Source organism: Anaerotaenia torta, assembly GCF_050433395.1.
Taxonomy (GTDB): domain Bacteria; phylum Bacillota; class Clostridia; order Lachnospirales; family Lachnospiraceae; genus Mobilitalea; species Mobilitalea torta.
Genome location: NZ_JBNPXH010000001.1, coordinates 98,740 through 118,762, shown reverse-complemented (window position 1 = coordinate 118,762; position 20,023 = coordinate 98,740). Strand labels below are relative to the sequence as shown.

General features: G+C 46.1%; 24 protein-coding genes. 8 read left to right on the top strand and 16 right to left on the bottom strand.

All coding sequences use genetic code 11. From position 1 onward, the window contains the following. Nucleotides 1–45 precede the first annotated feature (45 nt). From HNQ56_RS00555 to HNQ56_RS00500, 12 genes are all read right to left on the bottom strand, one after another. Nucleotides 46–1,089, bottom strand: a complete 1,044-nt coding sequence (locus HNQ56_RS00555; RefSeq protein WP_429141718.1) for an AAA family ATPase — start codon at nt 1,087–1,089, stop codon at nt 46–48. Then, nucleotides 1,076–1,825 carry a 5'-methylthioadenosine/adenosylhomocysteine nucleosidase gene (locus HNQ56_RS00550; protein ID WP_429141716.1) on the bottom strand — a complete coding sequence of 250 codons (750 nt, stop codon included), beginning with the start codon at nt 1,823–1,825 and terminating at the stop codon, nt 1,076–1,078. Before HNQ56_RS00550 ends, HNQ56_RS00555 begins: the two co-directional genes overlap by 14 nt. Before the next feature lie 139 nt (nt 1,826–1,964). Then, nucleotides 1,965–2,711, bottom strand: coding sequence for an alpha/beta fold hydrolase (locus tag HNQ56_RS00545; protein ID WP_429141714.1), 747 nt, complete (start codon nt 2,709–2,711; stop codon nt 1,965–1,967). 41 nt (nt 2,712–2,752) lie between these two features. Continuing rightward, a complete protein-coding gene (locus tag HNQ56_RS00540) occupies nt 2,753–3,181 on the bottom strand; it encodes a pyridoxamine 5'-phosphate oxidase family protein (RefSeq protein ID WP_429141713.1) in 429 nt (142 codons plus the stop codon). Nucleotides 3,182–3,287: 106 nt separating this feature from the next. Then, nucleotides 3,288–3,728 (bottom strand): MarR family transcriptional regulator, encoded by a 441-nt coding sequence (locus HNQ56_RS00535; protein WP_429141712.1) that lies wholly within the window; start codon nt 3,726–3,728, stop codon nt 3,288–3,290. A 155-nt stretch (nt 3,729–3,883) separates the two neighbouring features. After that, nucleotides 3,884–4,255 carry an ankyrin repeat domain-containing protein gene (locus HNQ56_RS00530; RefSeq protein WP_429141710.1) on the bottom strand — a complete coding sequence of 124 codons (372 nt, stop codon included), beginning with the start codon at nt 4,253–4,255 and terminating at the stop codon, nt 3,884–3,886. After that, a complete protein-coding gene (locus tag HNQ56_RS00525) occupies nt 4,256–4,777 on the bottom strand; it encodes a GNAT family N-acetyltransferase (protein ID WP_429141708.1) in 522 nt (173 codons plus the stop codon). Between the two features lie 68 nt (nt 4,778–4,845). Then, on the bottom strand, nt 4,846–5,964 hold the full coding sequence (locus HNQ56_RS00520; protein ID WP_429141707.1) for a MerR family transcriptional regulator: 1,119 nt from the start codon (nt 5,962–5,964) through the stop codon (nt 4,846–4,848). A 151-nt stretch (nt 5,965–6,115) separates the two neighbouring features. Further along, complete coding sequence (locus HNQ56_RS00515) at nt 6,116–6,634, bottom strand: helix-turn-helix domain-containing protein (RefSeq protein WP_429141705.1); 519 nt, start codon at nt 6,632–6,634, stop codon at nt 6,116–6,118. A gap of 109 nt (nt 6,635–6,743) precedes the next feature. Then, nucleotides 6,744–7,280 (bottom strand): hypothetical protein, encoded by a 537-nt coding sequence (locus tag HNQ56_RS00510; RefSeq protein WP_429141703.1) that lies wholly within the window; start codon nt 7,278–7,280, stop codon nt 6,744–6,746. Between the two features lie 154 nt (nt 7,281–7,434). Next, the gene (locus HNQ56_RS00505) at nt 7,435–7,743 is read right to left on the bottom strand and encodes a type II toxin-antitoxin system RelB/DinJ family antitoxin (protein WP_429141701.1); all 309 of its coding nucleotides are present in this window, start codon (nt 7,741–7,743) and stop codon (nt 7,435–7,437) included. 88 nt (nt 7,744–7,831) lie between these two features. Then, complete coding sequence (locus HNQ56_RS00500; RefSeq protein WP_429141699.1) at nt 7,832–8,467, bottom strand: YcxB family protein; 636 nt, start codon at nt 8,465–8,467, stop codon at nt 7,832–7,834. A 295-nt stretch (nt 8,468–8,762) separates the two neighbouring features. Between HNQ56_RS00500 and HNQ56_RS00495 the strand changes: the two genes are divergently transcribed. The 5 genes from HNQ56_RS00495 to HNQ56_RS00475 all read left to right on the top strand — a co-directional run bounded on the left by HNQ56_RS00495 (nt 8,763) and on the right by HNQ56_RS00475 (nt 14,402). Next, entirely contained in the window at nt 8,763–11,459 is a 2,697-nt protein-coding gene (locus HNQ56_RS00495) for a DUF4118 domain-containing protein (RefSeq protein WP_429141697.1), read from the top strand. Continuing rightward, nucleotides 11,452–12,171, top strand: coding sequence for a response regulator (locus HNQ56_RS00490; protein ID WP_429141696.1), 720 nt, complete (start codon nt 11,452–11,454; stop codon nt 12,169–12,171). Before HNQ56_RS00495 ends, HNQ56_RS00490 begins: the two co-directional genes overlap by 8 nt. Nucleotides 12,172–12,297: 126 nt before the next feature. Next, nucleotides 12,298–12,453 (top strand): hypothetical protein, encoded by a 156-nt coding sequence (locus HNQ56_RS00485; protein ID WP_429141694.1) that lies wholly within the window; start codon nt 12,298–12,300, stop codon nt 12,451–12,453. Then, nucleotides 12,428–13,723 carry a TrkH family potassium uptake protein gene (locus HNQ56_RS00480; protein ID WP_429141692.1) on the top strand — a complete coding sequence of 432 codons (1,296 nt, stop codon included), beginning with the start codon at nt 12,428–12,430 and terminating at the stop codon, nt 13,721–13,723. Before HNQ56_RS00485 ends, HNQ56_RS00480 begins: the two co-directional genes overlap by 26 nt. A 10-nt stretch (nt 13,724–13,733) precedes the next feature. Continuing rightward, nucleotides 13,734–14,402: a potassium channel family protein gene (locus HNQ56_RS00475; protein WP_429141691.1), complete on the top strand. Its 669-nt coding sequence runs from the start codon at nt 13,734–13,736 to the stop codon at nt 14,400–14,402. A gap of 25 nt (nt 14,403–14,427) precedes the next feature. On the opposite strand, the gene HNQ56_RS00470 is transcribed toward HNQ56_RS00475, so the two are convergent. Further along, nucleotides 14,428–14,889: a GNAT family N-acetyltransferase gene (locus HNQ56_RS00470; protein ID WP_429141689.1), complete on the bottom strand. Its 462-nt coding sequence runs from the start codon at nt 14,887–14,889 to the stop codon at nt 14,428–14,430. A 280-nt stretch (nt 14,890–15,169) separates the two neighbouring features. Here HNQ56_RS00470 and HNQ56_RS00465 point away from each other — a divergent pair, with 280 nt between their 5' ends. Then, nucleotides 15,170–16,132 carry a hypothetical protein gene (locus tag HNQ56_RS00465; protein ID WP_429141688.1) on the top strand — a complete coding sequence of 321 codons (963 nt, stop codon included), beginning with the start codon at nt 15,170–15,172 and terminating at the stop codon, nt 16,130–16,132. A 329-nt stretch (nt 16,133–16,461) separates the two neighbouring features. On the opposite strand, the gene HNQ56_RS00460 is transcribed toward HNQ56_RS00465, so the two are convergent. The 3 genes from HNQ56_RS00460 to HNQ56_RS00450 all read right to left on the bottom strand — a co-directional run bounded on the left by HNQ56_RS00460 (nt 16,462) and on the right by HNQ56_RS00450 (nt 18,035). Then, nucleotides 16,462–17,271, bottom strand: a complete 810-nt coding sequence (locus HNQ56_RS00460; RefSeq protein WP_429141686.1) for a hypothetical protein — start codon at nt 17,269–17,271, stop codon at nt 16,462–16,464. A 247-nt stretch (nt 17,272–17,518) separates the two neighbouring features. After that, complete coding sequence (locus tag HNQ56_RS00455; RefSeq protein WP_429141684.1) at nt 17,519–17,797, bottom strand: hypothetical protein; 279 nt, start codon at nt 17,795–17,797, stop codon at nt 17,519–17,521. Then, nucleotides 17,784–18,035, bottom strand: coding sequence for a MerR family DNA-binding transcriptional regulator (locus HNQ56_RS00450; RefSeq protein ID WP_429141682.1), 252 nt, complete (start codon nt 18,033–18,035; stop codon nt 17,784–17,786). Before HNQ56_RS00450 ends, HNQ56_RS00455 begins: the two co-directional genes overlap by 14 nt. Before the next feature lie 528 nt (nt 18,036–18,563). On the opposite strand from HNQ56_RS00450, the gene HNQ56_RS00445 reads away from it, so the two are divergent. Together HNQ56_RS00445 and murG are read left to right on the top strand one after the other, a co-directional pair. Then, nucleotides 18,564–18,815, top strand: coding sequence for a TIGR03905 family TSCPD domain-containing protein (locus HNQ56_RS00445; RefSeq protein ID WP_429141680.1), 252 nt, complete (start codon nt 18,564–18,566; stop codon nt 18,813–18,815). After that, nucleotides 18,812–19,888: an undecaprenyldiphospho-muramoylpentapeptide beta-N-acetylglucosaminyltransferase gene (gene murG / locus HNQ56_RS00440; RefSeq protein WP_429141678.1), complete on the top strand. Its 1,077-nt coding sequence runs from the start codon at nt 18,812–18,814 to the stop codon at nt 19,886–19,888. The genes HNQ56_RS00445 and murG overlap by 4 nt, the downstream gene beginning before the upstream one ends. The last annotated feature ends 135 nt before the right edge of the window (nt 19,889–20,023 follow it).

Sequence of the window (20,023 nt, the reverse complement as noted above, 5' to 3'; positions counted from 1 at the left end):
GTTTCCAACCGAGACCCTGTTGATTTTCTTCCCGCATAAAACATCTTACACCAGTACCGGTACAGGCACTTTGGAAATCAAATTCTTCAACACCCGCTCCACTCCCGTCTGGGACAGTCTGGCCTCCGGCGCCAGGATGATACGGTGCGCCAGCACCGGATGGAACAGGCGCAGGATATCGTCCGGGATGCAGTAATTCCTTCCCTCCAGATAGGCCAGAGCCTGGGATGCCCGCAGCAGGGCCAGGGTTGCCCTCGGACTGGCCCCCAGGGCGATATTGCTGTCCTTTCTGGTCTCCTGGACCACCTTGGTGATATAGGTAATCAGGTCCTGATTGACCTTAACCTCCTCCACCTCTTTCTGCATCTTCAGCACCGTCTCTCCGTCCGCCACCGGCTCCAGCTTCTGGTTCAGCTGACGCTTTAAGAAGCGTTCCGCCATCAGCTTCTCATCCCCCGCCTGGGGATATCCCACGGAAATCTTCATCATAAACCGGTCCAGCTGGGCTTCGGGAAGGTTATAGGTTCCCAGATAGTCGATAGGATTCTGGGTGGCAATCACCATGAAGGGACGGGGCAGCAAATAAGTGGTTCCGTCCACCGTCACCTGCTTCTCCTCCATGGCCTCCAAAAGGCTGGCCTGGGTCTTGGGAGAGGTGCGGTTGATCTCGTCCGCCAGTATGATATTATTCATAATGGCCCCCTGGGAATACTCAAAGCTCCCGGTCTGCATATTGTAAATGGACAGACCCGTCACATCCCCGGGCAGGGTATCCGGTGTAAACTGTATCCGGGTAAAGCCGCAATCAATGGTCTGAGCCATGATCTTTGCCAGCGTGGTCTTTCCCACTCCCGGAACGTCCTCTAAAAGCAGATGCCCTCCCGCCAGGAGGGTTACCAGGGTATGCTCGATCACCTCTCTTTTTCCTACGAGAATCCGTTCCATGTTCTGTAGCATTTCCGCAATTTTCTTCTGGTTCTCCATTCTATCCCCCTTCTCTCTTATTGACTGATCCCCTTTATGCAAAAAGGATGCCAGAACCTTTCGCTGTGCAAAAGGCCCCGCATCCTGATATTCATATTTTTTCAAGCAAGCCGTTTAACAGCTTTACCGTATTTCTGATGGCCAGCTCTTCGAATTCCTGGTAGCTCATCTCCGCACTGTGGTCCGCCTTATCCGATATGGCCCGGATAATCAGGAAGGGAATCCGGTTTAAAAATGCCGTCTGTGCGATTGCCGCACCCTCCATTTCCGTGCAGTAGCCGCCGAACTGCTCTGCCAGCCATACCTTTTTCTCCTGATCTGAAATGAACTGGTCCCCGCTCACGATCCTTCCCACGTGAACGCCCAGCCCCGGCAGAGTTTCCAAACATACCTGCTTCGCCAGCTCCACCAGACGCCGGTCCGCCGGAAAGACGGACTGCTCCATCCTGGGTATCACCCCTGCAGGATAGCCAAAGCCCGTGGCATCCATATCATGCTGCTGTGTATCCGAGGACAGCACGATATCCGCGATATCTATCTCATTTCTCAGGGAGCCGGCCACTCCGGTGTTGATCACTGCGTCCACCTGGAAGAGATCAATGAGAAGCTGGGCGCATACCGCTGCATTCACCTTCCCGATCCCGCAGCGCACCACCACCACATTACGGCCCTGCAGGCTTCCTTCACAGAATTCCATAGAGGCAGCCGTTCTCACCGCGGCCCCTTGCATCTGGCTTTTCAGGATATGAACCTCTTCATCCATGGCTCCGATAATTCCTATTTTCTTCATGACAACCTCCATCCCGGCCTCCCTGGCGAAGCTGCTCCGGATCAACGGCATTTTCCTGCCCCTGTCCCCTGATCGTTCTGCTGCTTCTTTTCAAGAATACCATTTGAAAAATATTGTACATGATTTTATAAGGAAATTCAATATATCATATCCTGTCCGCGGTATTATTATTTTATTAAAATTCTTCCTCTTATGCGGTTTTAAGAAATCCCAGAATTCGCTGGTTGACCTCAATACACTGCTCCATGGGCATATGGGGACGGTGGCTTCCTCCGTGGACGATAAGAAGCTCCGCCTGGGGACAGCGTCTCTGAAGCTCCAGCAGCTTCTCCCGGGAAGCAAAGATATCCTTCTCCCCTCCGATTGCCAGCATCGGCATGGTGATACGGTGCCAGTCCTCCTGCGTAAGCCGGGGATAATTGCGCCAGTCCCCGGCGCTCTGCCTGCAATGCTCCTGCCAATCCCCGCCGTGGGCCGGCCCATGCAGCGCCTTGATCATCCCGATGAAGGCTTCGTTCTGACCCTTTAAAAGCGCCTCCGGTTCAAAATCATCGGCCCCGGCAGGGTCCGCCTCCCCACCGCAGCCGATGGTCACAACGCTGCGGACCATCCCGGGATATTTTGCCGCTATATGCAGGGCTACTCCCCCTCCCAGGCTGTAACCGACCAGATGCGCCTGTTCGATCCCCAATTCCTTTAAAAAGCCTGCCATATCATCACAGATCATGGGGGTGCTCCAGTCCTTGCGCCCGCTGACGGTCCGTCCATGCCCCCTCATATCCGGCAGCAAGCAGCGGCAGGTATGGAAGAAGGGCTGGATCTGCCCGCAGAAAGCGATAATTCCCCGGCTGTAGGCACTGTGCAGAAAGAGAACCGGGTCGCCTGTCCCGATATCCTCATAAAAGATATTACAATCATTTACCTGTTGATAAGGCATACCATCCCTTCTCCCTTCTATACGCTGCCCGCGTATGCTTTTTATAATCCGGCCGCTTCAAATTCGTATTTTCCCTGATACCAGTAGTTGCCCTTGTCCGCCGTAAAGCGCAGCATACAATAATCCGGGTCTGTGGGGCCCTGGGGATAATAATTAATGTCACCCGGCTCAAAGAAGCGCTTCTTTGTCTCATCGTCCATACATACCTGAAGCTCCCCTGTCACCATCAAACCCCGGAATTCCTCCGAATTCAGAAAATAAAGACATGCCTTGGGATTCTCCTGCCATCTCTTCGTCCGGGACGCAGATACATTACTGGAAAACCAGAAGGTATGCAGCCCCTCATGGCTCCTTAAAAACATGGCCTTTGCATTGGGCATCCCATTTTCATCCACCGAGCATACGATAACATCCCGGGTATCGTCCACCTGCTTTATAACATCCTCTAATACCTTTTCCGTCAGTTTCATTGTTTCATCCCCCTGTTATTTTCATTGATGATTTCCGTTCATGATATCCATTCATGATGTCCGTTCATGATGATATCCGTTCCTGTCTTCCATCCACGGATTTCCATTACAAATCCTTTCCCTGCTGTTCCAGATTATCCTTAATCCGCCGCAGCAAAGCCTCGAAAGCCTCTATCTCTTCCTCGGCAAAGCCTTTGTAAAATAAATGATTCATCTGTTGGGATACGGCGTCATACTGCTCCCGGTATGCCTTCGCTTTCTCGGTAATTCGTATAAAAATCCTTCTCCGGTTCTCCTTATCCGGGATTCGCTCCACCAGACCGCTTTCCTCCATCCGGTCCAGCATACTGGTCAAAGTCGTCTTCGCCAGGGAAGTGAGCCTGCCGATCTCCGTGATGGGCAGCTTGTCCTTCTCCCAGAGGACGTATAAAATCCTTCCCTGGGGTCCGTTAAAGGCATCTACCTGGCTTTCCTTCAACAATTTCTCAAAGGCACGCCCGTTCAGCTGATGTATCTGTGACAGAAGAAACCCTCCGCTTGTCTTCATTCTTCTCCTCCTCTCCCGGGATACTTTTCTCTGGTTGAAAGATGCGCATTTAATTTACACTATATAGGATAGTACTATATAGTACATTTGTCAATCTCTTTTTCTTATATCCCTTCTGCTGATTGTACTGTTTCTGTTGGGGGAAGCAATCTGATTTAAAAATTGCTGCTCATTATGGCCGCATTGATTGCATCATGAAGAACGGGAGCTTTCCATTCATTGCAGCAAGGTTCTGCTTCCATAAAATTTACATCTGCGCCCAACTCCAGAAGATAATCTACAATATCAAAATTTCCTGTTTTTAATGCGACCTGCAACGGAGATTGACCATCGTCGTTTTTCGGCGGCTGCTTCGCTGTACAGGCAATTAGCTCCGGTCTATCGGTAAGTATTTCTTTTACGGTATCTATATCACTATGTCTGATGGCTATAAATAATTTTTTCAAAATAGTATCTCCTCCAAACCAAAGTTTTGAAAATGGCCCATCCCTTGAAAGCAGCTTCTTTTCATATATACCGTCTGGCATTTATAAAACCTTTTGATAGAGCTGAAATTTATCCAGGCCATATTCACTGTAGCCCAAGTCCACTGTATCAATGTACTGAAAACCGTATTTTTTGTATAGGGAAATTGCGGGAGTGTTTTTCTCATACACGTCTAAACGGATTGCTTTTAGCTTCAGATCCCGGCTGTATTGAATAATAAATTCCATCAGCGCCTTTCCTACTCCCTGTTTTAAATAAAGAGGATGTACCGCAAAGGTATATATAACAAAAATCTCTTTATACTCTAAATTTATCTTCCAATTGGCCTGAGAATAAGCCGGCTCCGGTTCCTGTCTCAGAATAACGCTGCCTATAATCCGGCCGTCCTCCTTTATCACAAATAGATTATCTTCTTTTATGCCTTCCATGGCTGTTTCTCTAACAGGATAGATTCCCTTCCTCCAGCCCGGAAAATTAGTATGCCTTTCAAGGTAATCGTTTAAATCATCATACAGAACTTCCAATTCATTTATATCACTTATCGTTCCTTTTTCTATCCTCATTGTCTTCTCTTCCAGTATATAATTTTTTGTTTGTTAATCTGCTGAATTATTCTCTGGTACTGCTCTTATCAACCACAGTACAATCCAAAATACTCCGCAATCATATCCACAGCTTGTTCCACTGTCGAATTATCATCCCAGATAATATGCTTTACCCCATATTGTGTTGTTTCACCGGGAATCTCACCCTTGACTTTTTCAAATGCTGCATTAACCGTACCAACCAGTCTTTCCTTATCCTTTTCAGAAATATCACGGCTGCGAATCTCTTCTGCATACCGGTTACAAAATTCATCGGCGGCCCTATCGTTGGAAATTCTCACTGCATTGGTTACATACGGGAGTATACTTTCAATGTCAATATCGTTTTCACAGATTACTTTATCATATTTTGCAGTAAGCTGAATCAAATCCATTATAACCATTGGCGTAAAATCACGTACGACTTCATGTTCCCACTGCATGGCATCCTCCGGATCCTGCGCCCAAAAATCCGGTATGCTGCGGCATAATCCCGGCTGAAATTTGGGGTCGGCATTTTGGGAATGCTTAGCCCGATTCTCACATGTGTGATATACGAAAAGACCGTATCTGCGTCCAAGCTCCTCCGCCACAGAGATTCCTTCGTTACTCCCCCATATAAAATAAACATTCTGCAGCATTCTCCTCAGAACATTATCGGGAATTGACAATCTTGATACGGCTCTTTCCTCAAGTTTTTCCGTCACTTCAAACAACCGGTGTACGGGGGAGGGGTTACCGGTATACTCTGCGTTGATGAACTGCGTTTCGATTTCCTTTGCCCTGTCATACAGCTGCTTTATGTCGGAAGCTTTGCTAAAATCAGCCTGTTCAATCTGCCGGATAAAGGTTAGTACAATCGCCTTCAACTCATGCAAAAGCGCGACCTCTTCGTCAATGTCATTTACCTTCTGCCCCAATACTTCCAAAACGGCTTCCGATCCGGCTGTGCTGAAAATACGCCGGATGTCCTTGATGCCAATATTGAGCTTACGCAGGATCAAAATCTGCTCCAGCCTTTTTATATTGGCATCGTCATACATTCTATAAGCATAATCCTTTGTTCGCCGGCTCTGAATTAGTCCGATTTCCTCATAATAGCGGAGCGTCCGCGTTGTCACGCCATAGCGGTTTGAAAGGTCGCCTGCCTTGATTAATTCAGTCATTGCTACCACCCTTATTCAATTTAAGTACAGTAAATTTTACTGCCTGATTATATGGTAACCGTTGACGCAACGTTCGTGTCAATACCAAATCATACAATGGGGAAAATGAGACGCAACAGTTCAAATTTATCCAATGCATGAGTAAACAATATCAAGCTTTTTGTCCGTTATTTCTTTGCGGATAGATCCGATCTTCGATATAAATCATCATGCGGTTTCTAAAAATCATATATGCAATAATGCCGAGAAAAGGGCATGCTCCTGCAATCCAGGTAAAATCCTCGTACCACGCCCAGGCAAACAGCCCGATGCCTGCCGTAGCACAGGCAAGAATGAATGAGATATGATCTTTTATCCATTTTTGTTTCCAAAAGGCAGTGCGTTCTTTCAAAGAAAAGCTGCTCTCCTTGAAAACGGAAATAAGGTTTAAATCCGCTTTTTCTTTAAATTCACTATCCGTTAACCGTTCTCCGCAAAGCAGTTCATTTATGCTGACATGAAAGATTTCACTTAGTAATTGGAGCATTTCTATATCCGGCATATAATTTCCTGTCTCCCAGCGGGAAATGGTTTTATTGGTCACACCGATTTTCTGTGCCAATGCTTCCTGCGTCATGCCTTCCCCGTGTCGTAATGTCGCTATGAATTTACCTGTTTTGATTTGATCCATGTCGTATCCTCCTTTTAAGGATAAATGTATCTCGTATTCCGTTCTGTGTCTTTACCATAAACAGCGAATTCAATTGGACATGACAGGTGTTAAAGGAATTTATCCGTTATTATGTCAGCTCAAACCGTTTTATCAATCTCATGGGATAGGTGTAAACCTCTAATGCGGTAATTTCCGCTCCCCCAAAAATATTCTGTGAAAAGATAAGCTCCATCATCCTTTGCATCTCGGCCACCTTGACAATCCCTATTGTCGCATGAATAACGGGGTTGCCGTGAGTAATAGAATTAAACCACCCGATGCCAGTGCAATACTCCTCGTATTTTTCATGGAATTCGTAATAAAAATCAACAAAGGACTTTGAATGTGCCGGATCAAGACATATTACCGCCGTTTCCGTATGCTCACCGCCAGGCGGGAGGACACTGATGGAATGAAATGCAATTTTCTGTCTCTTATGCTTCGCTGCAAAGTCCGAGGTCCATTTGCAAAGAAGCTCCTCATCTAAATTTTCATAGGCCGCAATGGTAATATGGAGCGGCCATTCAGGCACAGAATATCCCTCATCAGACAATGCTTTTTTCAAATCCATTAATTGCAGCTCTTTTTCTTCGTTAAATCTTGCCAATACAACATAGTTACTCATTGCCTGCCCTTCCCTTCACTTATTTTTCTATCTGCTTCATAAGCTGGTTATCAATATCTCTGCCCGAATACATCACACGAATTACAGTTACAATAGCCGCACCCTTTTCCTCTCAAATCGGCATCCGCCTGGTCGGTGGTAATTACTTCATAATTCATACACCATAGTCCCTGCGAATATCAGCAAATGTCTGTTTTGCAGGCTTTGTTTTTCCTGTAACCATATCCGTATATCCTTTCTCAAGTTCTGCATTTAAACCTGCTTCAGAAAGCTCCGCTGCATTTACAGGTCTTGCATTTGGAAGCTTTACGTCAAAAGGAAGTCCTCTATTTAAAATAATCTGTTTATAAAACATATTGATTGCATTGGATGCAGGGATGCCAAGAGCTGATAAAATGCTCTCGGCTTCTTCTTTCACATCCGGTTCTATTCTTGCGTATAAATTAGCTGATTTTGCTGCCATAGTCTATACTCCTTTCCAAAGCATAGTATTCCTACTTCTCACCTTCATTATACATTTTTGTGCGCACAATAGCAATACAAATTATTTTCTAAGCGATATTCACTACCTCAAATAAATTGTCCGATTTATATGTAATGAAGTTTATAAACTCCGTCACATTATTTGGCGTCAAATCTTTCTTTTGCAAAACGGTAATTCGCTTATTCCAAATCAATATAAACAAATCGTCCGTGATAAACATTCTTTCTATTTCACTATAGTCAATTGCATTATCTTCCAATAATCGGATTTTTTCGTCCGTAAATGTAACCTGATGCTCTGCAGGAAGTGCTTCATACCCGCCAAACAGCTGCATTGCCGCTTTATCAAATGCAGTTAACTTTACCTTCTTTTGTTTCCTTCCGCTCATTAAATATATCATTCCTGTACCAATGGCAAGGGCTCCTACTATTAACGGCATTCGCATCTCCTTTGGGTCCATAAGTGAAGGAATAAAAAGAAAAAACCCGAAAAGCAAAAAAAATATTCCATATATTTTATATATGATCCGCCCCGTTTTCAACGCTTTTCCGGCGGCTTTTTTCGCATTCATTTTATCTGTAAACCTCCATATTTTAGGGTATGCTTTTCTTGAAAACAGCTCACTTCTCTTTTCTAACGCCTTACTCACTTGTGACTTAAAGATTACATCATTATACTCACTTAATACAAAAACAAACTCCATACCCTGTTTCTCCTCCTAAGCACTGACCTGGATGCCGGTCAAATCCTGTTTGCCGGTCTGCCAAACCGGAAGCTGTTAAACTTCATATTGTACTTACATGGACTTCATTATATCAGATGACACCGCTTATTTCTATCATTTATATCAGTATGGTGCAATCAAGTCCCTTATTTATTTTCAAGTCATCTTTATGTAAATTTAATGTCATATGGGAAACCATAATGCTATAGTAATTTGTTTTATGTTACACTATAATTTAAAATATACATTATGAAAGAAAGGGGGACAAATTGAGATGCCAATTCATCAAACCGATTCCGAAGGCCTTTCCGGGCAGTCTTCTCCTGCCCCTGCCGAAAAAAAACGCGGCAGGCTGAAAATATACTTCGGCTATGCAGCCGGGGTCGGCAAGACCTGCGCCATGCTGCACGACGCTCATGAGGTAAAAAAAGACGGTACCGATGTTGTCGCCGGCTATATTGAACCCCATGCCTGGCCGGAAACGGCGGCCCTGATAGAAGGATTGGAACCGTTGCCCCCTTTGGAACTCTCCTATAAAGGCGTCACGTTCAAAGAGTTTGATTTGGACAGGGCGATGCGCAGAAAGCCTGAGATTATTCTGATCGATGAGCTGGCCCATATCAACACGGAAGGCTGCCGTCACAAAAAAAGGTATCAGGATGTGGAAGAACTGCTGCGGGCCGGAATCGATGTATATACCACCATTAACGTGCAGCATATCGAAAGCTTGAACGATGTTGTGGTGTCCATCACGGGTATTCCCGTGCCCGAACGTATCCCGGACAGCGTGTTTGACAGTGCGGATCAAATTGAACTTGTGGATATTGAGCCGGATGAGCTGATCGACCGCCTGAATAGAGGGAATGCCTATCATGAAGAGCCCCGGCAGACGCTTTCCGACTTTTTTTCCAGGGAAAAGCTGATTGCTCTCCGTGAAATTGCGCTGCGGCGCACAGCGGACCAGGTCAACCGGATTTCATTACAGAGCGGTGAGCAGGCACAAAGCAGCGGCCCTTATCCCAATGAACATATCCTTGTCTGCCTGTCCCCGTCGCCCTCCAACGCCAAGGTGATTCGCACCGCCGCAAGAATGGCAGATGCATTCCATGGCATGTTCACCGCGCTCTTTGTAGAAACACCGAAAACATCGGATGGAAAGAATAATGGTCAAACATGGCTTAAGGAGCACTTAAGGCTGGCCGAGCAGCTTGGCGCTCAAATCGCCACCGTGTATGGGGAGGATGTTCCCGGACAGATTGCGGAATATGCTAAGGTGAGCCGTGTTTCAAAAATCGTCATGGGCCGCTCCAATCATATAAACAGATGGTTCACAAAACCTACCTTTATGGACAGGCTGTCGATTCTTGCGCCCAATATAGATATTTATATCATCCCCGATTCTCAGCCTTCCTTCCGTTTTCGGCTGCCCGGATATCCAAAAACCACTCGGTTCTCACTGGCGGATTCCTTTAAAACCATAGGCGTTTTAATTGTCTGCACGTTAATCGGGCTGTGGTTTAACTCGCTGGGCTTCAGCGAAGCAACGATTATAACGGTTTACATTTTGGGCGTATTGATCAATTCCATTGCGACAAGGGGGCAGATATACAGTGTGATATCCTCCGTCGTTAGTGTGCTGATCTTTGATCTTTTCTTCACCGAGCCATATTTTAATTTTCATTCCTTTGACGGAGGATATCCGGTCACCTTTCTGGTCATGCTCGCGTCGGCCATCATTACCAGCACGCTGACCAAGCGGGTGAAAGCCCAGGCACGGCAGGCCGTACAAAAAGCTTACCGTACGGAGGTGCTTTTGGAAACAAGCCACAAGCTGCAGCAAGCCAAGGATGAGGCGGCCATTTTAAGTGAAACAGCGCAGCAGATGGTCAAGCTGCTGGATAGAAGCATTGTTTTTTATTCCGTACGGGAAAACGCGCTGTCCGACCCGACGGTTTTCTTGAAGGAAGCTTCGGAGGCCGATCCCCAGGATTATCTCGAACCGGATGAACGCATGATAGCGGAGTGGGTTTATAAGAATAATAAGCGGGCGGGAGCCACTACAGACACCTTATCCGCCGCAAAATGCCTATACCTTGCGGTGCGCGGAAAAGACAGCGTTTTTGCTGTTGCGGGAATTGCCATGGAAAACGAAGCGCCTCTGGAGGCATTTGAAAAGAGCTTAGTGATCGCCATGCTCGGAGAATGCGGCCTGGCGCTGGAAAAGGAATGGTTAAATGAATCGAAAAAAGAGATCACCCTGCAAGCGCAGCAGGAGCAGCTCCGAGCCAACCTGCTTCGAGGAATCTCCCATGATTTACGCACCCCGCTTACCAGTATTTCAGGCAACGCAGGTATTCTCATAGGGAATTCAAACGTCCTTAGCGAGGAGCAGAAAAATGGGCTCTATACCGATATCTACGACGATTCCATGTGGCTGATTAAGCTGGTGGAGAACCTGCTTTCCATCACCCGAATCGACAACGGTACGCTGAATTTGAATTTACAGCCTGAGCTTTTGGATGAGGTGATCGCAGAAGCCCTGCTTCATATCAACCGGAAAAGTGCGGAGCATAAGATAGAAACGGTTCTCGACGACGAATTTCTTATGGCGAAAATGGATTCCCGCCTTATTATTCAGGTTCTGATCAACGCCGTAGACAATGCGATTAAATATACTCCGGCGGGCTCTCATATTAAGCTTTCAGCAAAAAAGGAAGGCCCATTCGTCCGCATTGAGATAGCCGACAATGGCCCCGGTGTTTCGGATGCGGTAAAGACGAAAGTGTTCGATATGTTTTTTACGGCAAATACCGTCAGTATAGACGGCCGGCGCGGGCTAGGGTTAGGTCTTACTTTATGCAAGGCAATCGTGAATGCCCACGGAGGTACAATCTATATTAATGACAATATCCCGCAAGGGACCGTGATTGGCTTTACCTTGCAGGCAGAGGAGGTGGATGTTCATGAATAAACCGTTAATTCTTGTGGTGGAAGACGATAAGGCGGTGCAAAAGCTGATCACCACAACGCTGGAAACCCAGGGGTATCAATATCATGCGGCCAGCACCGGCAAAGGCTCCATTCTTGAGGCTGTTTCCAAACAGCCGGATATTATGATACTGGATCTGGGGCTTCCTGATATGGACGGTGTGGAGATTATTAAGAAAGTCCGGGCATGGTCGAATATGCCCATCATTGTGGTCAGCGCTCGCAGTGAGGACCGTGACAAAATCAATGCGCTGGATGCCGGTGCCGACGATTATCTGACCAAGCCCTTCAGCGTGGAAGAGCTCCTGGCACGGCTCCGGGTCAGCCTGCGCCGGGTACGTTATGACAGTGACAAGCTGCAAAAGGATGCGACCGTCTTTATAAATGGGAATTTGAAAATCGATTATGCCGCGGGCTGCGCATGGCTGGATGACGAGGAAATACACCTGACGCCTATGGAATACAAGCTCCTATGCCTTCTGGCCAGAAATGTCGGAAAGGTTCTGACACATAATTTCATTCTCCATGAGATTTGGGGAAGCTACTCCAGCGATATTCCGGCCCTGCGTGTCTTTATGGCGACCCTGCGTAAAAAAATTGAAAAAAACTCCTCACAGCCCAAATACATTCAAACGCATATCGGCGTTGGTTACCGGATGCTCCGGGTGGGTGATGACGGAAAGGCGGACTATTAGCTTTATGCTGATAGTCCGTCTTTCATCTTAATGCGGTATTAATGCTCTCATAGGAACCCTAACCCTATGCTAATGCCATAAATGGTATAGTAAAGTCAGGCTTATGGCAAAAGGAGGGAAGCAGACATGAATACCGCAGGTTTTTTTCTTTCTGCAGTGTTTTTCCTGTTAGCTATGAATGCGGCGGTGATTGTCGCAGTAGTATTGAAGTACACATCTGAGTTTATATATAAGGCGGCTGATAAGAAGGAGTGTGGTGGTGTTGACAAAAAGATGGCTTAGTCCGGGCAGGTTTTTGGCTTTGGGATTTGCTGCTGTAATCCTGCTGGGAACAATATTATTGCTTTTACCTGTTTCTGCAAATCCCGGCGTTACGATTCACCCCGTGGATGCGCTGTTTACTTCCACAAGCGCTGTTTGCGTGACGGGACTCATCGCCATCGACACGGCAGACCATTTCAGTGTGTTCGGGCGAACCGTGGTTGCGTTGTTAATCCAAATCGGAGGACTGGGCATTACTTCCATCGGCGTCACATTCATTTTATTGGCCAGGAAAAAGATTGGCCTCAGAGAGCGTGTCCTTGTGAAGGAAGCCTTAAACCTGGATACCCTGAAAGGCGTCGTACAGTTGGTAAAATCCGTTATGCTTGTGACATTATGCTTTGAAGCTGTTGGCATGGCCCTCAGTTATATTGTGTTTTCTCAGGACTACCCTCCCCTGGCAGCGTTAGGAATCAGCGCGTTCCACTCCGTAGCGGCTTTTAACAACTCCGGCTTTGACATCCTCGGCGGATATCAGAATCTGATTCCCTATCGCGACAATGTGCTGCTGAACCTGACAACCTGCGGACTAATCATCTTCGGCGGTTTAGGCTTTTATGTCATTCGGGAGATATTGCATAAGCGTTCCCTGCGAAACTTAAGCATGAATACAAAAATCGTTCTGACGATGACGGTATCCTTGCTGGCTATCGGTACGGTCCTATTGAAACTTACGGACGATGTGACATGGCTGGGCGCTTTTTTTCAAAGCACCTCCGCAAGAACAGCGGGCTTCAGTACCTATGCCCTCGGAGATTTCACCGCCGCGGGACAGTTTGTTTTGATCATCCTGATGTTCATCGGCGCCTCGCCAGGCTCAACGGGAGGCGGTATAAAAACAACAACGGCATTTACTATGCTGAAGAGCCTTCTTGCGTTCTCTACTAATCGGGATTGCACCGCTTTCCGGCGAAAAATCCCAAAAGAGAGCATCATAAAGGCATTTACCGTTACCAGTCTGGCGGCAGTCGTTGTATGCTTCATGACCCTTTTCATCTGCATTACTGAGCCGCACTTCACCTTCATGCAGGTGTTTTTTGAAGTCGTGTCGGGATTTGGCACGGTAGGCCTGTCAACGGGCATTACGCCGAATTTGACAGCTGTCAGCAAAATCCTTTTATGTCTGACCATGTTTATCGGCCGGCTCGGCCCGCTCACCATGGCCTGTGTCTGGGTATACCAGCCGTCATCAAACCTTTCTTACGCGGAAGAAAGAGTAACCATAGGATAGGAGAATCATTATGCCGTATAAAGCGAGTATCGATTTTGGAGTCATCGGGTTAGGCCGTTTTGGATTTGCCCTTGCGGAAACGCTTTCCGACAACGGGAAAGAGGTATTAGTGCTTGATAACAGCGAGACCAAGGTCAGACAAATCCAGGACAAAGTGCAGCAAGCCTTTGTGATTGACCAACTGGATAAACCAACGTTGGAGGAGGCCGGAATACAGAATTGCGGTACTGTTATCGTATGTATCGGCGAGCACATTGAAGCCAGTATACTGACAACCCTCAACGCGATTGAACTGGGTGTTCCGCGTGTCATTGCAAAGGCAATCAGCGCGGAGCATGGACGGGTATTGCAAAAAATCGGGGCAGAGGTGGTGTATCCGGAAAAAGACCGGGCCATCCGCCTTGCAAAGTCGCTGGCAACGCCGAGGGCCGTGGATTATATTGACCTTTCGAATCAATATGCGATTTCAGAAATAAAGCTGACGGATAAACTGCATGGAAAAGGAATTATCGAGCTGAACTTTCGCAAAAAGTTCGGCCTCAACATTATTGCCATTGTCAGAGGGAATGCTACCATTGTTGAGATTACCCCTGACCTTCAATTAAACACAAATGATTTAATTGCTGTTGTGGGTACCAAGGACAGCATTATGAAATTTGAACGGTATCTGACCTTGTGACACCGTGCGAGAAGAGTATCTGCTGTTAAGCTCCCCAGCTTAATGCTGTTTTCGCTGAAGCAATATTATCTTTATCACATACAATCATTACTTTCGGGATTTTCATCTTTCGTGCAGCATCTAAAACCAGTAAAAGCTGCTGTTTGCCGTAGCCTTTTTTTCTTTCTGATGGGCGTATTCCATAAGCAATATGCCCACCATGCTTTTCTAAATAAGGGGTTAAGGAATGGTGAAGCTTTACGCTGCCTATGATTTTATTGTCTTCTTTCCGTACAGAGAAAAACGTACTTGTATGGACATCCTTTCTTAGCTCCTCTTTTTCAATGGAAAGGACGAGGTTAAGCCATTCATCAAAATTATCATAATATGCCAGGCCGCAGCTTCCGTTGACCTGTGTCTCTCCAAAGTCAAAATACTCCTGTCTGTACTCCCAAATTTCCCTTTCTAATGCCTTGGAAGGTCTGACTAAAAACAGATTGTCCGTCATATTCTACACTCCTGTTCCTTTTGTTCGTATATTAAAATCTGAGGTTTTTAACATACTGTAACAGTTATTAAGCCTCATTATATCTCATTCGGATTTTTCTGTCACTTTCTTTCCGTTCTGATACCCCATCCTTCACCCGTTTTATTTATTATGAAAATCAGATGAACTTAAAACTATAAGAAAGCATATACAAAACTGAAAATACAATTTAACTCTATTATTGATATTTAACTTTATTTTAGTTATAATATTAATAAATAGTTAAATTTGAGGTGATTCTATGGACTACATCAAGGAAATACTGGGCATTGAAGTAACACGTACGGAGTGGACGCAGGCAGGTAAGCTTCCATATTTCTTGATAGATGAATACCGCTATGAATGTGTCCTGCTCGAGGGTGTTCCGTGTCTGTTTTTGAAACCCGTCGATGAGCTCGGTACGATTAATGTGCTGAAAAAGCATCTGAAAAGGCTGCGGGAAATCTGCAATTGGCCAATGGTATTTGAATTGCAAACCATTACAAGACAGAGACGGGCATCGTTTATCAACGCCCGAATTGCTTTTGTCGTGCCGGGAAAGCATCTCTATCTTCCCTTTCTGGGAATTCAGCTTCAAGACCGCTGCGACAGCGAAGCCGCCATTGCCCCCGTATTGGAAAGGCTCCAGCCGTCTGCCCAAATGCTGCTCTTTGCATTTATCCTCCAAAGAAACAGAGCGATGTATCTAAGCGAAATGACAAAACAGTTTGACTTTTCAGCCATGACCATTTCCCGGGCCGCCAATCAGCTCGTCCAGCTGAACCTTGTATCGAAAAGCAATGACGGTGTGCAGAAGGTACTCACATCCGATTTAGAGCCGGAGGCTCTTTACCGAAAAGCGGCGCCATATCTGCTCAACCCAGTGAGAAAAGTCGTGTATATTGACAAGACAGAACTTAGTTCCAGGATGTTTCCTGCGGGGCTAAGTGCTCTTGCAGATATTAGTATGCTGAACTCCCCCACACCGGAAACCTGGGGAACCACAGAGTCCCCAGGGCACTTTGCCAGTGCGGGGTCCCGTCTGATTGACACAGATACTCAATATGCTCTGGAGCTATGGAAATACGACCCTCGCCAGATCAGCGGGAATGCTCGAATGGATGTGCTATCCCTGGCAGCAAGCCTTCGCAATGAAAAGGATGAGCGCGTTGAGCAGGCGTTACAAGAGACTCTAAAGAAAGTGTGGGATCAATCATGGTATTAACCAATGCATACATAATGGAATAGGAAAAGTCAGCGAAATGATAGATGCTAAAAGGGATGAAGAAATTCGCTTATTGCAAAGAACAAAAGGGGCAAATAGCAACAGGCCAAAGTCTGCTTGCATCCTAACACACTCAGAGCCATTTTTTTATGGTCATAACCCTTATAATATTTTGCAAGCAGAAACGGTAAGAGATTATCCATGATCATCACCGCCAGCCATATTATTAAAAACAGCCTCATCTTATTCCTTCTTCCAAGGGGTTTTTATGAAAAGCACCATAAAACTCTTATCTAAATAGTAAAGGGATGCATATTTTTACATTTGTATCAATCATGATAGGTACTCGCATTAATTTTATAGGAAACCGTCACCTGCACGGTTAAGATCAGACCCTCTGCCGTAACGAGATCCCCTGCGGCTTCTGTACTTGCCGTATCCCCATGGATGATTGTATCCTTGAAAAGCCTTATATGAAAATAGCTTTCCCCGGGAAAATCCCATGCCTGCCAATTTACATTGTTAAAAACGTCCGGCGTACCTCCGGAAAGAAGGGTGCCGTCAACCGTGGTTTTACATTTATATCCTGAACCGATATAGCCGGTAAACGTATCGGAAAAACTATCTCCTGATGAAAATGATTTTGTGTTATCATCTTTTCTTCCGGACGAAGAAGAGGCTTCCAGGTATCGATATTCCGAACTCTTATCGTTGGAGGAAACCCCCGGAACTCCTTTATTACTGCTATTATAAGAAACCGCAGAGGAAACAGCCGCGGACACTCCCGGAACGCCGCCGTCAAACTCGCCGGGATAAGGTGTAAGCTGTGTGTCGTTGTCACGTTCAAGCACTATGGGTTCCTCATATTCCAATACCGACTGAAATCCTTTGAATATCTCCTCCAAATTATTTTCCCATTCAGATAAGGATACCCTTTTACAGGTTTCATAAAACGAATCAATATTGCCGACCCGGGCATCCGCTCCGGCTTCCCCGGCGTACTGTTCCAGCAGGGCTATATACGGAGCCAGATATTCTTCCTCTGTTTCCTCTGATGCGAAAGAGGTGAAGCTAAGATTTGATAAAACAAAAACAGATAGCAGTAGGACTGTAAATATCCTTGAAAATAACCTTTTCATAATACCCCTCCCGTTAGTATAAGACCGTGCAGGACAATGTATAACTTTTGAAAAAGCTGCAAATATTGGATTCCCCTTCTATTATACCTGTAACAATTATAAAGTGCAAATAAATTTGTTATGGTTACCCCTTTCGGCAGTAAGCAGTATCAAATATCTTTCTGCCGGAAATGCCATATAGCCATACCCGCAGCCAGCGCGCTCCAGATAACCAGTACCATAAAGGCCGTTAACTCCCCAGTGTATTCTATACTTCCCGCTTGTGCTGCTCCCGAAAGGGTATGTATTGCGGATGCAGGCAGAAGCCGGATGACGGTCCCCTGAACGGTCTGCGGGAGAAGCTTTGCAGCAGCAGGAAAAACATCATTAGCTTCGCACCAAAATAACGGGTCCGGTCCGGCACCGCCATCAGATAGGTCTGTATCATTTTCCCTTGAAACTCCCTGCCGACCTGAACGGCGGAAAACAGAATGAGCAAAATGGCTGCCACATCCACGCCAAGCATATTTATCTCAATAACGGACATGGGTTTCAGCTCCGATAACGTCTTGTGCTGGGTTATTTCTGTTGTGAAGGTAAGCAAAAGGCTCGCTAAAACGCTCAAAATCAATGCAAATGGCAATCGTCCTCTGTATAATAGCGACGCCCTCCTCCGTCCTCCCTGAAGACGGCAGCAGGCCGATGTTATCATAATGCTGGACCGCTCTGATTGTCAGACCCGCAGAAGACGCAATTTCGCCGCTTGTATATCTCTTTTTACTCATAATCCTTCCTCCTCTCCCTTTTATTCTATTTCATTACGTAATGTAATGAGCAAGAAAAAAATTTTATGCCCGTCCTTTCGGGTTGGAACGAAGCCACAAAAGGACGGGCATAGATCATGATAGGTATCAGTCACCTACGCGGTTACTATTAATTCCAGTTCTCTTGACCATTCTCTTCTTCCGGAAGCAATCGCGCTAAAAATTCAGAGGGTGAATATACCGGAATGAATGATTTAGAATCATCTTTTATATTTCTGGTAACAATGCAGTCCATTCTCGATTACAGGAACACGTATTTTGTTCCTGTAATATTATTATATACAAATCGAACGATAATACCAATAAAATCATTCGATTTATTTTTACACTGTTAAAGGTGTAAATTATATTTGCAAAAAGTGGTATACTGAGATACAATGTATTCGGTTATCTGCTGTCTTTACAGCGACTGTAGCAGATACGGACGGATTACATATATTTAAAGTATGCGCAATGCGGATACTTAGGAAAGGTCAGGTAAAAATAGCAATGGTATACAAGACTTCAGGAGTATGCAGCCAGGAAATCAGCTTTGAAATAGATAAGGAGACCAACACCGTTACGGCGCTGCATTTCACAGGCGGCTGCAACGGGAATGCCAGCGGGATTTCAAAGCTTGTGGTTGGCATGAGGGTGGACGATGTGATACATAGACTGGAAGGGGTAACCTGTGAGAGAAAATCCACCTCCTGCCCGGACCAGCTGGCAAGAGCCTTAAAGGAATGGAGGTCCTGTGAATGAAACGGATTGTATTGACCGGCGGCGGAACAGCGGGCCATGTCACGCCCTGTATTGCCCTGCTTCCGCAGCTGAAGCAGGAGGGCTATGACATTCAGTATATCGGCTCCTACCAGGGAATTGAACGTAAGCTGATAGAGGAATATCACATTCCGTATCATGGCATTTCCTCCGGTAAATTAAGAAGATACTTTGATCCCAAGAATTTTTCCGATCCCTTTAAGGTGGTTAAGGGTTATCTGGAGGCACGCAAATTACTTAAGAGCCTCAAGCCGGATATTGTATTTTCCAAGGGCGGGTTCGTAACGGTTCCCGTGGTTATGGCTGCAAAACACTATGGGATTCCTGTCATTATCCATGAATCCGATATGACTCCGGGCCTGGCCAATAAGCTGGCTCTTCCCTCGGCTTCCCGGGTATGCGTGAATTTTCCAGAGACCCTGGATCATCTACCCAAGGATAAGGCTGTATTGACCGGCACCCCCATCCGCAGGGAGCTTTTCTCCGGCAACAAGCTGCGCGGTCTGGATTTCTGCGGCTTCACCGCCAATAAGCCCGTGTTAATGGTGATGGGAGGCAGTACCGGCTCCAAAGTGATCAATGAGGCAATCCGGGATATGCTCCCTACGCTGGTCCGGGATTTTCAGGTAATCCACCTTTGCGGTAAGGACAATCTGGATAAGCGCTTTGAGGCCGCGGCGGGATATAGCGGAAAGTATGCACAATTTGAATACATTAATGAAGAGCTGAGTGATCTGCTGGCCGCCGCAGATCTGGTGATATCCAGAGCCGGAGCCAATGCCATCTGCGAGCTTCTGGCCCTCCGCAAGCCAAATATCCTGATTCCGCTCTCGGCAAAGGCCAGCCGGGGCGACCAGATTCTCAACGCGGAATCCTTTGAACGCCAGGGCTATTCCTTTCTGCTGAAGGAGGAGGATCTGAGCCCCTCCCGTCTCCTGGACGCAATAAAAGAAGTAATGGAGAAAAAACCGAATTATATGAATGCTATGAATCAGAGCAAGCTGAATAATTCTATTGATACCATAATAAAGCTAATCAAAGAAACCTCCAAATAATTGGAACAAAACATTACTGGAGCAAAACATAGTCGGAACGAAATAAAACCCCGCAGAATGAAATAGCCTGAATTATCCAAGGCTATTCCCCTGCGGGGTTTTTCACGGCAGTTTATCCTGCACAAATCCTCTTCT

What these genes read in the sequence shown, in the direction of transcription:
- HNQ56_RS00550 (WP_429141716.1), bottom strand. Translation starts at nt 1,825, where the DNA reads ATGCCGTTGATCCGGAGCAGCTTCGCCAGGGAGGCCGGGATGGAGGTT.
- HNQ56_RS00545 (WP_429141714.1), bottom strand. Translation starts at nt 2,711, where the DNA reads ATGCCTTATCAACAGGTAAATGATTGTAATATCTTTTATGAGGATATC.
- HNQ56_RS00540 (WP_429141713.1), bottom strand. Translation starts at nt 3,181, where the DNA reads ATGAAACTGACGGAAAAGGTATTAGAGGATGTTATAAAGCAGGTGGAC.
- HNQ56_RS00535 (WP_429141712.1), bottom strand. Translation starts at nt 3,728, where the DNA reads ATGAAGACAAGCGGAGGGTTTCTTCTGTCACAGATACATCAGCTGAAC.
- HNQ56_RS00530 (WP_429141710.1), bottom strand. Translation starts at nt 4,255, where the DNA reads ATGCCAGACGGTATATATGAAAAGAAGCTGCTTTCAAGGGATGGGCCA.
- HNQ56_RS00525 (WP_429141708.1), bottom strand. Translation starts at nt 4,777, where the DNA reads ATGAGGATAGAAAAAGGAACGATAAGTGATATAAATGAATTGGAAGTT.
- HNQ56_RS00520 (WP_429141707.1), bottom strand. Translation starts at nt 5,964, where the DNA reads ATGACTGAATTAATCAAGGCAGGCGACCTTTCAAACCGCTATGGCGTG.
- HNQ56_RS00515 (WP_429141705.1), bottom strand. Translation starts at nt 6,634, where the DNA reads ATGGATCAAATCAAAACAGGTAAATTCATAGCGACATTACGACACGGG.
- HNQ56_RS00510 (WP_429141703.1), bottom strand. Translation starts at nt 7,280, where the DNA reads ATGAGTAACTATGTTGTATTGGCAAGATTTAACGAAGAAAAAGAGCTG.
- HNQ56_RS00505 (WP_429141701.1), bottom strand. Translation starts at nt 7,743, where the DNA reads ATGGCAGCAAAATCAGCTAATTTATACGCAAGAATAGAACCGGATGTG.
- HNQ56_RS00500 (WP_429141699.1), bottom strand. Translation starts at nt 8,467, where the DNA reads ATGGAGTTTGTTTTTGTATTAAGTGAGTATAATGATGTAATCTTTAAG.
- HNQ56_RS00495 (WP_429141697.1), top strand. Translation starts at nt 8,763, where the DNA reads ATGCCAATTCATCAAACCGATTCCGAAGGCCTTTCCGGGCAGTCTTCT.
- HNQ56_RS00490 (WP_429141696.1), top strand. Translation starts at nt 11,452, where the DNA reads ATGAATAAACCGTTAATTCTTGTGGTGGAAGACGATAAGGCGGTGCAA.
- HNQ56_RS00485 (WP_429141694.1), top strand. Translation starts at nt 12,298, where the DNA reads ATGAATACCGCAGGTTTTTTTCTTTCTGCAGTGTTTTTCCTGTTAGCT.
- HNQ56_RS00475 (WP_429141691.1), top strand. Translation starts at nt 13,734, where the DNA reads ATGCCGTATAAAGCGAGTATCGATTTTGGAGTCATCGGGTTAGGCCGT.
- HNQ56_RS00470 (WP_429141689.1), bottom strand. Translation starts at nt 14,889, where the DNA reads ATGACGGACAATCTGTTTTTAGTCAGACCTTCCAAGGCATTAGAAAGG.
- HNQ56_RS00465 (WP_429141688.1), top strand. Translation starts at nt 15,170, where the DNA reads ATGGACTACATCAAGGAAATACTGGGCATTGAAGTAACACGTACGGAG.
- HNQ56_RS00460 (WP_429141686.1), bottom strand. Translation starts at nt 17,271, where the DNA reads ATGAAAAGGTTATTTTCAAGGATATTTACAGTCCTACTGCTATCTGTT.
- HNQ56_RS00455 (WP_429141684.1), bottom strand. Translation starts at nt 17,797, where the DNA reads ATGTCCGTTATTGAGATAAATATGCTTGGCGTGGATGTGGCAGCCATT.
- HNQ56_RS00450 (WP_429141682.1), bottom strand. Translation starts at nt 18,035, where the DNA reads ATGAGTAAAAAGAGATATACAAGCGGCGAAATTGCGTCTTCTGCGGGT.
- HNQ56_RS00445 (WP_429141680.1), top strand. Translation starts at nt 18,564, where the DNA reads ATGGTATACAAGACTTCAGGAGTATGCAGCCAGGAAATCAGCTTTGAA.
- murG (WP_429141678.1), top strand. Translation starts at nt 18,812, where the DNA reads ATGAAACGGATTGTATTGACCGGCGGCGGAACAGCGGGCCATGTCACG.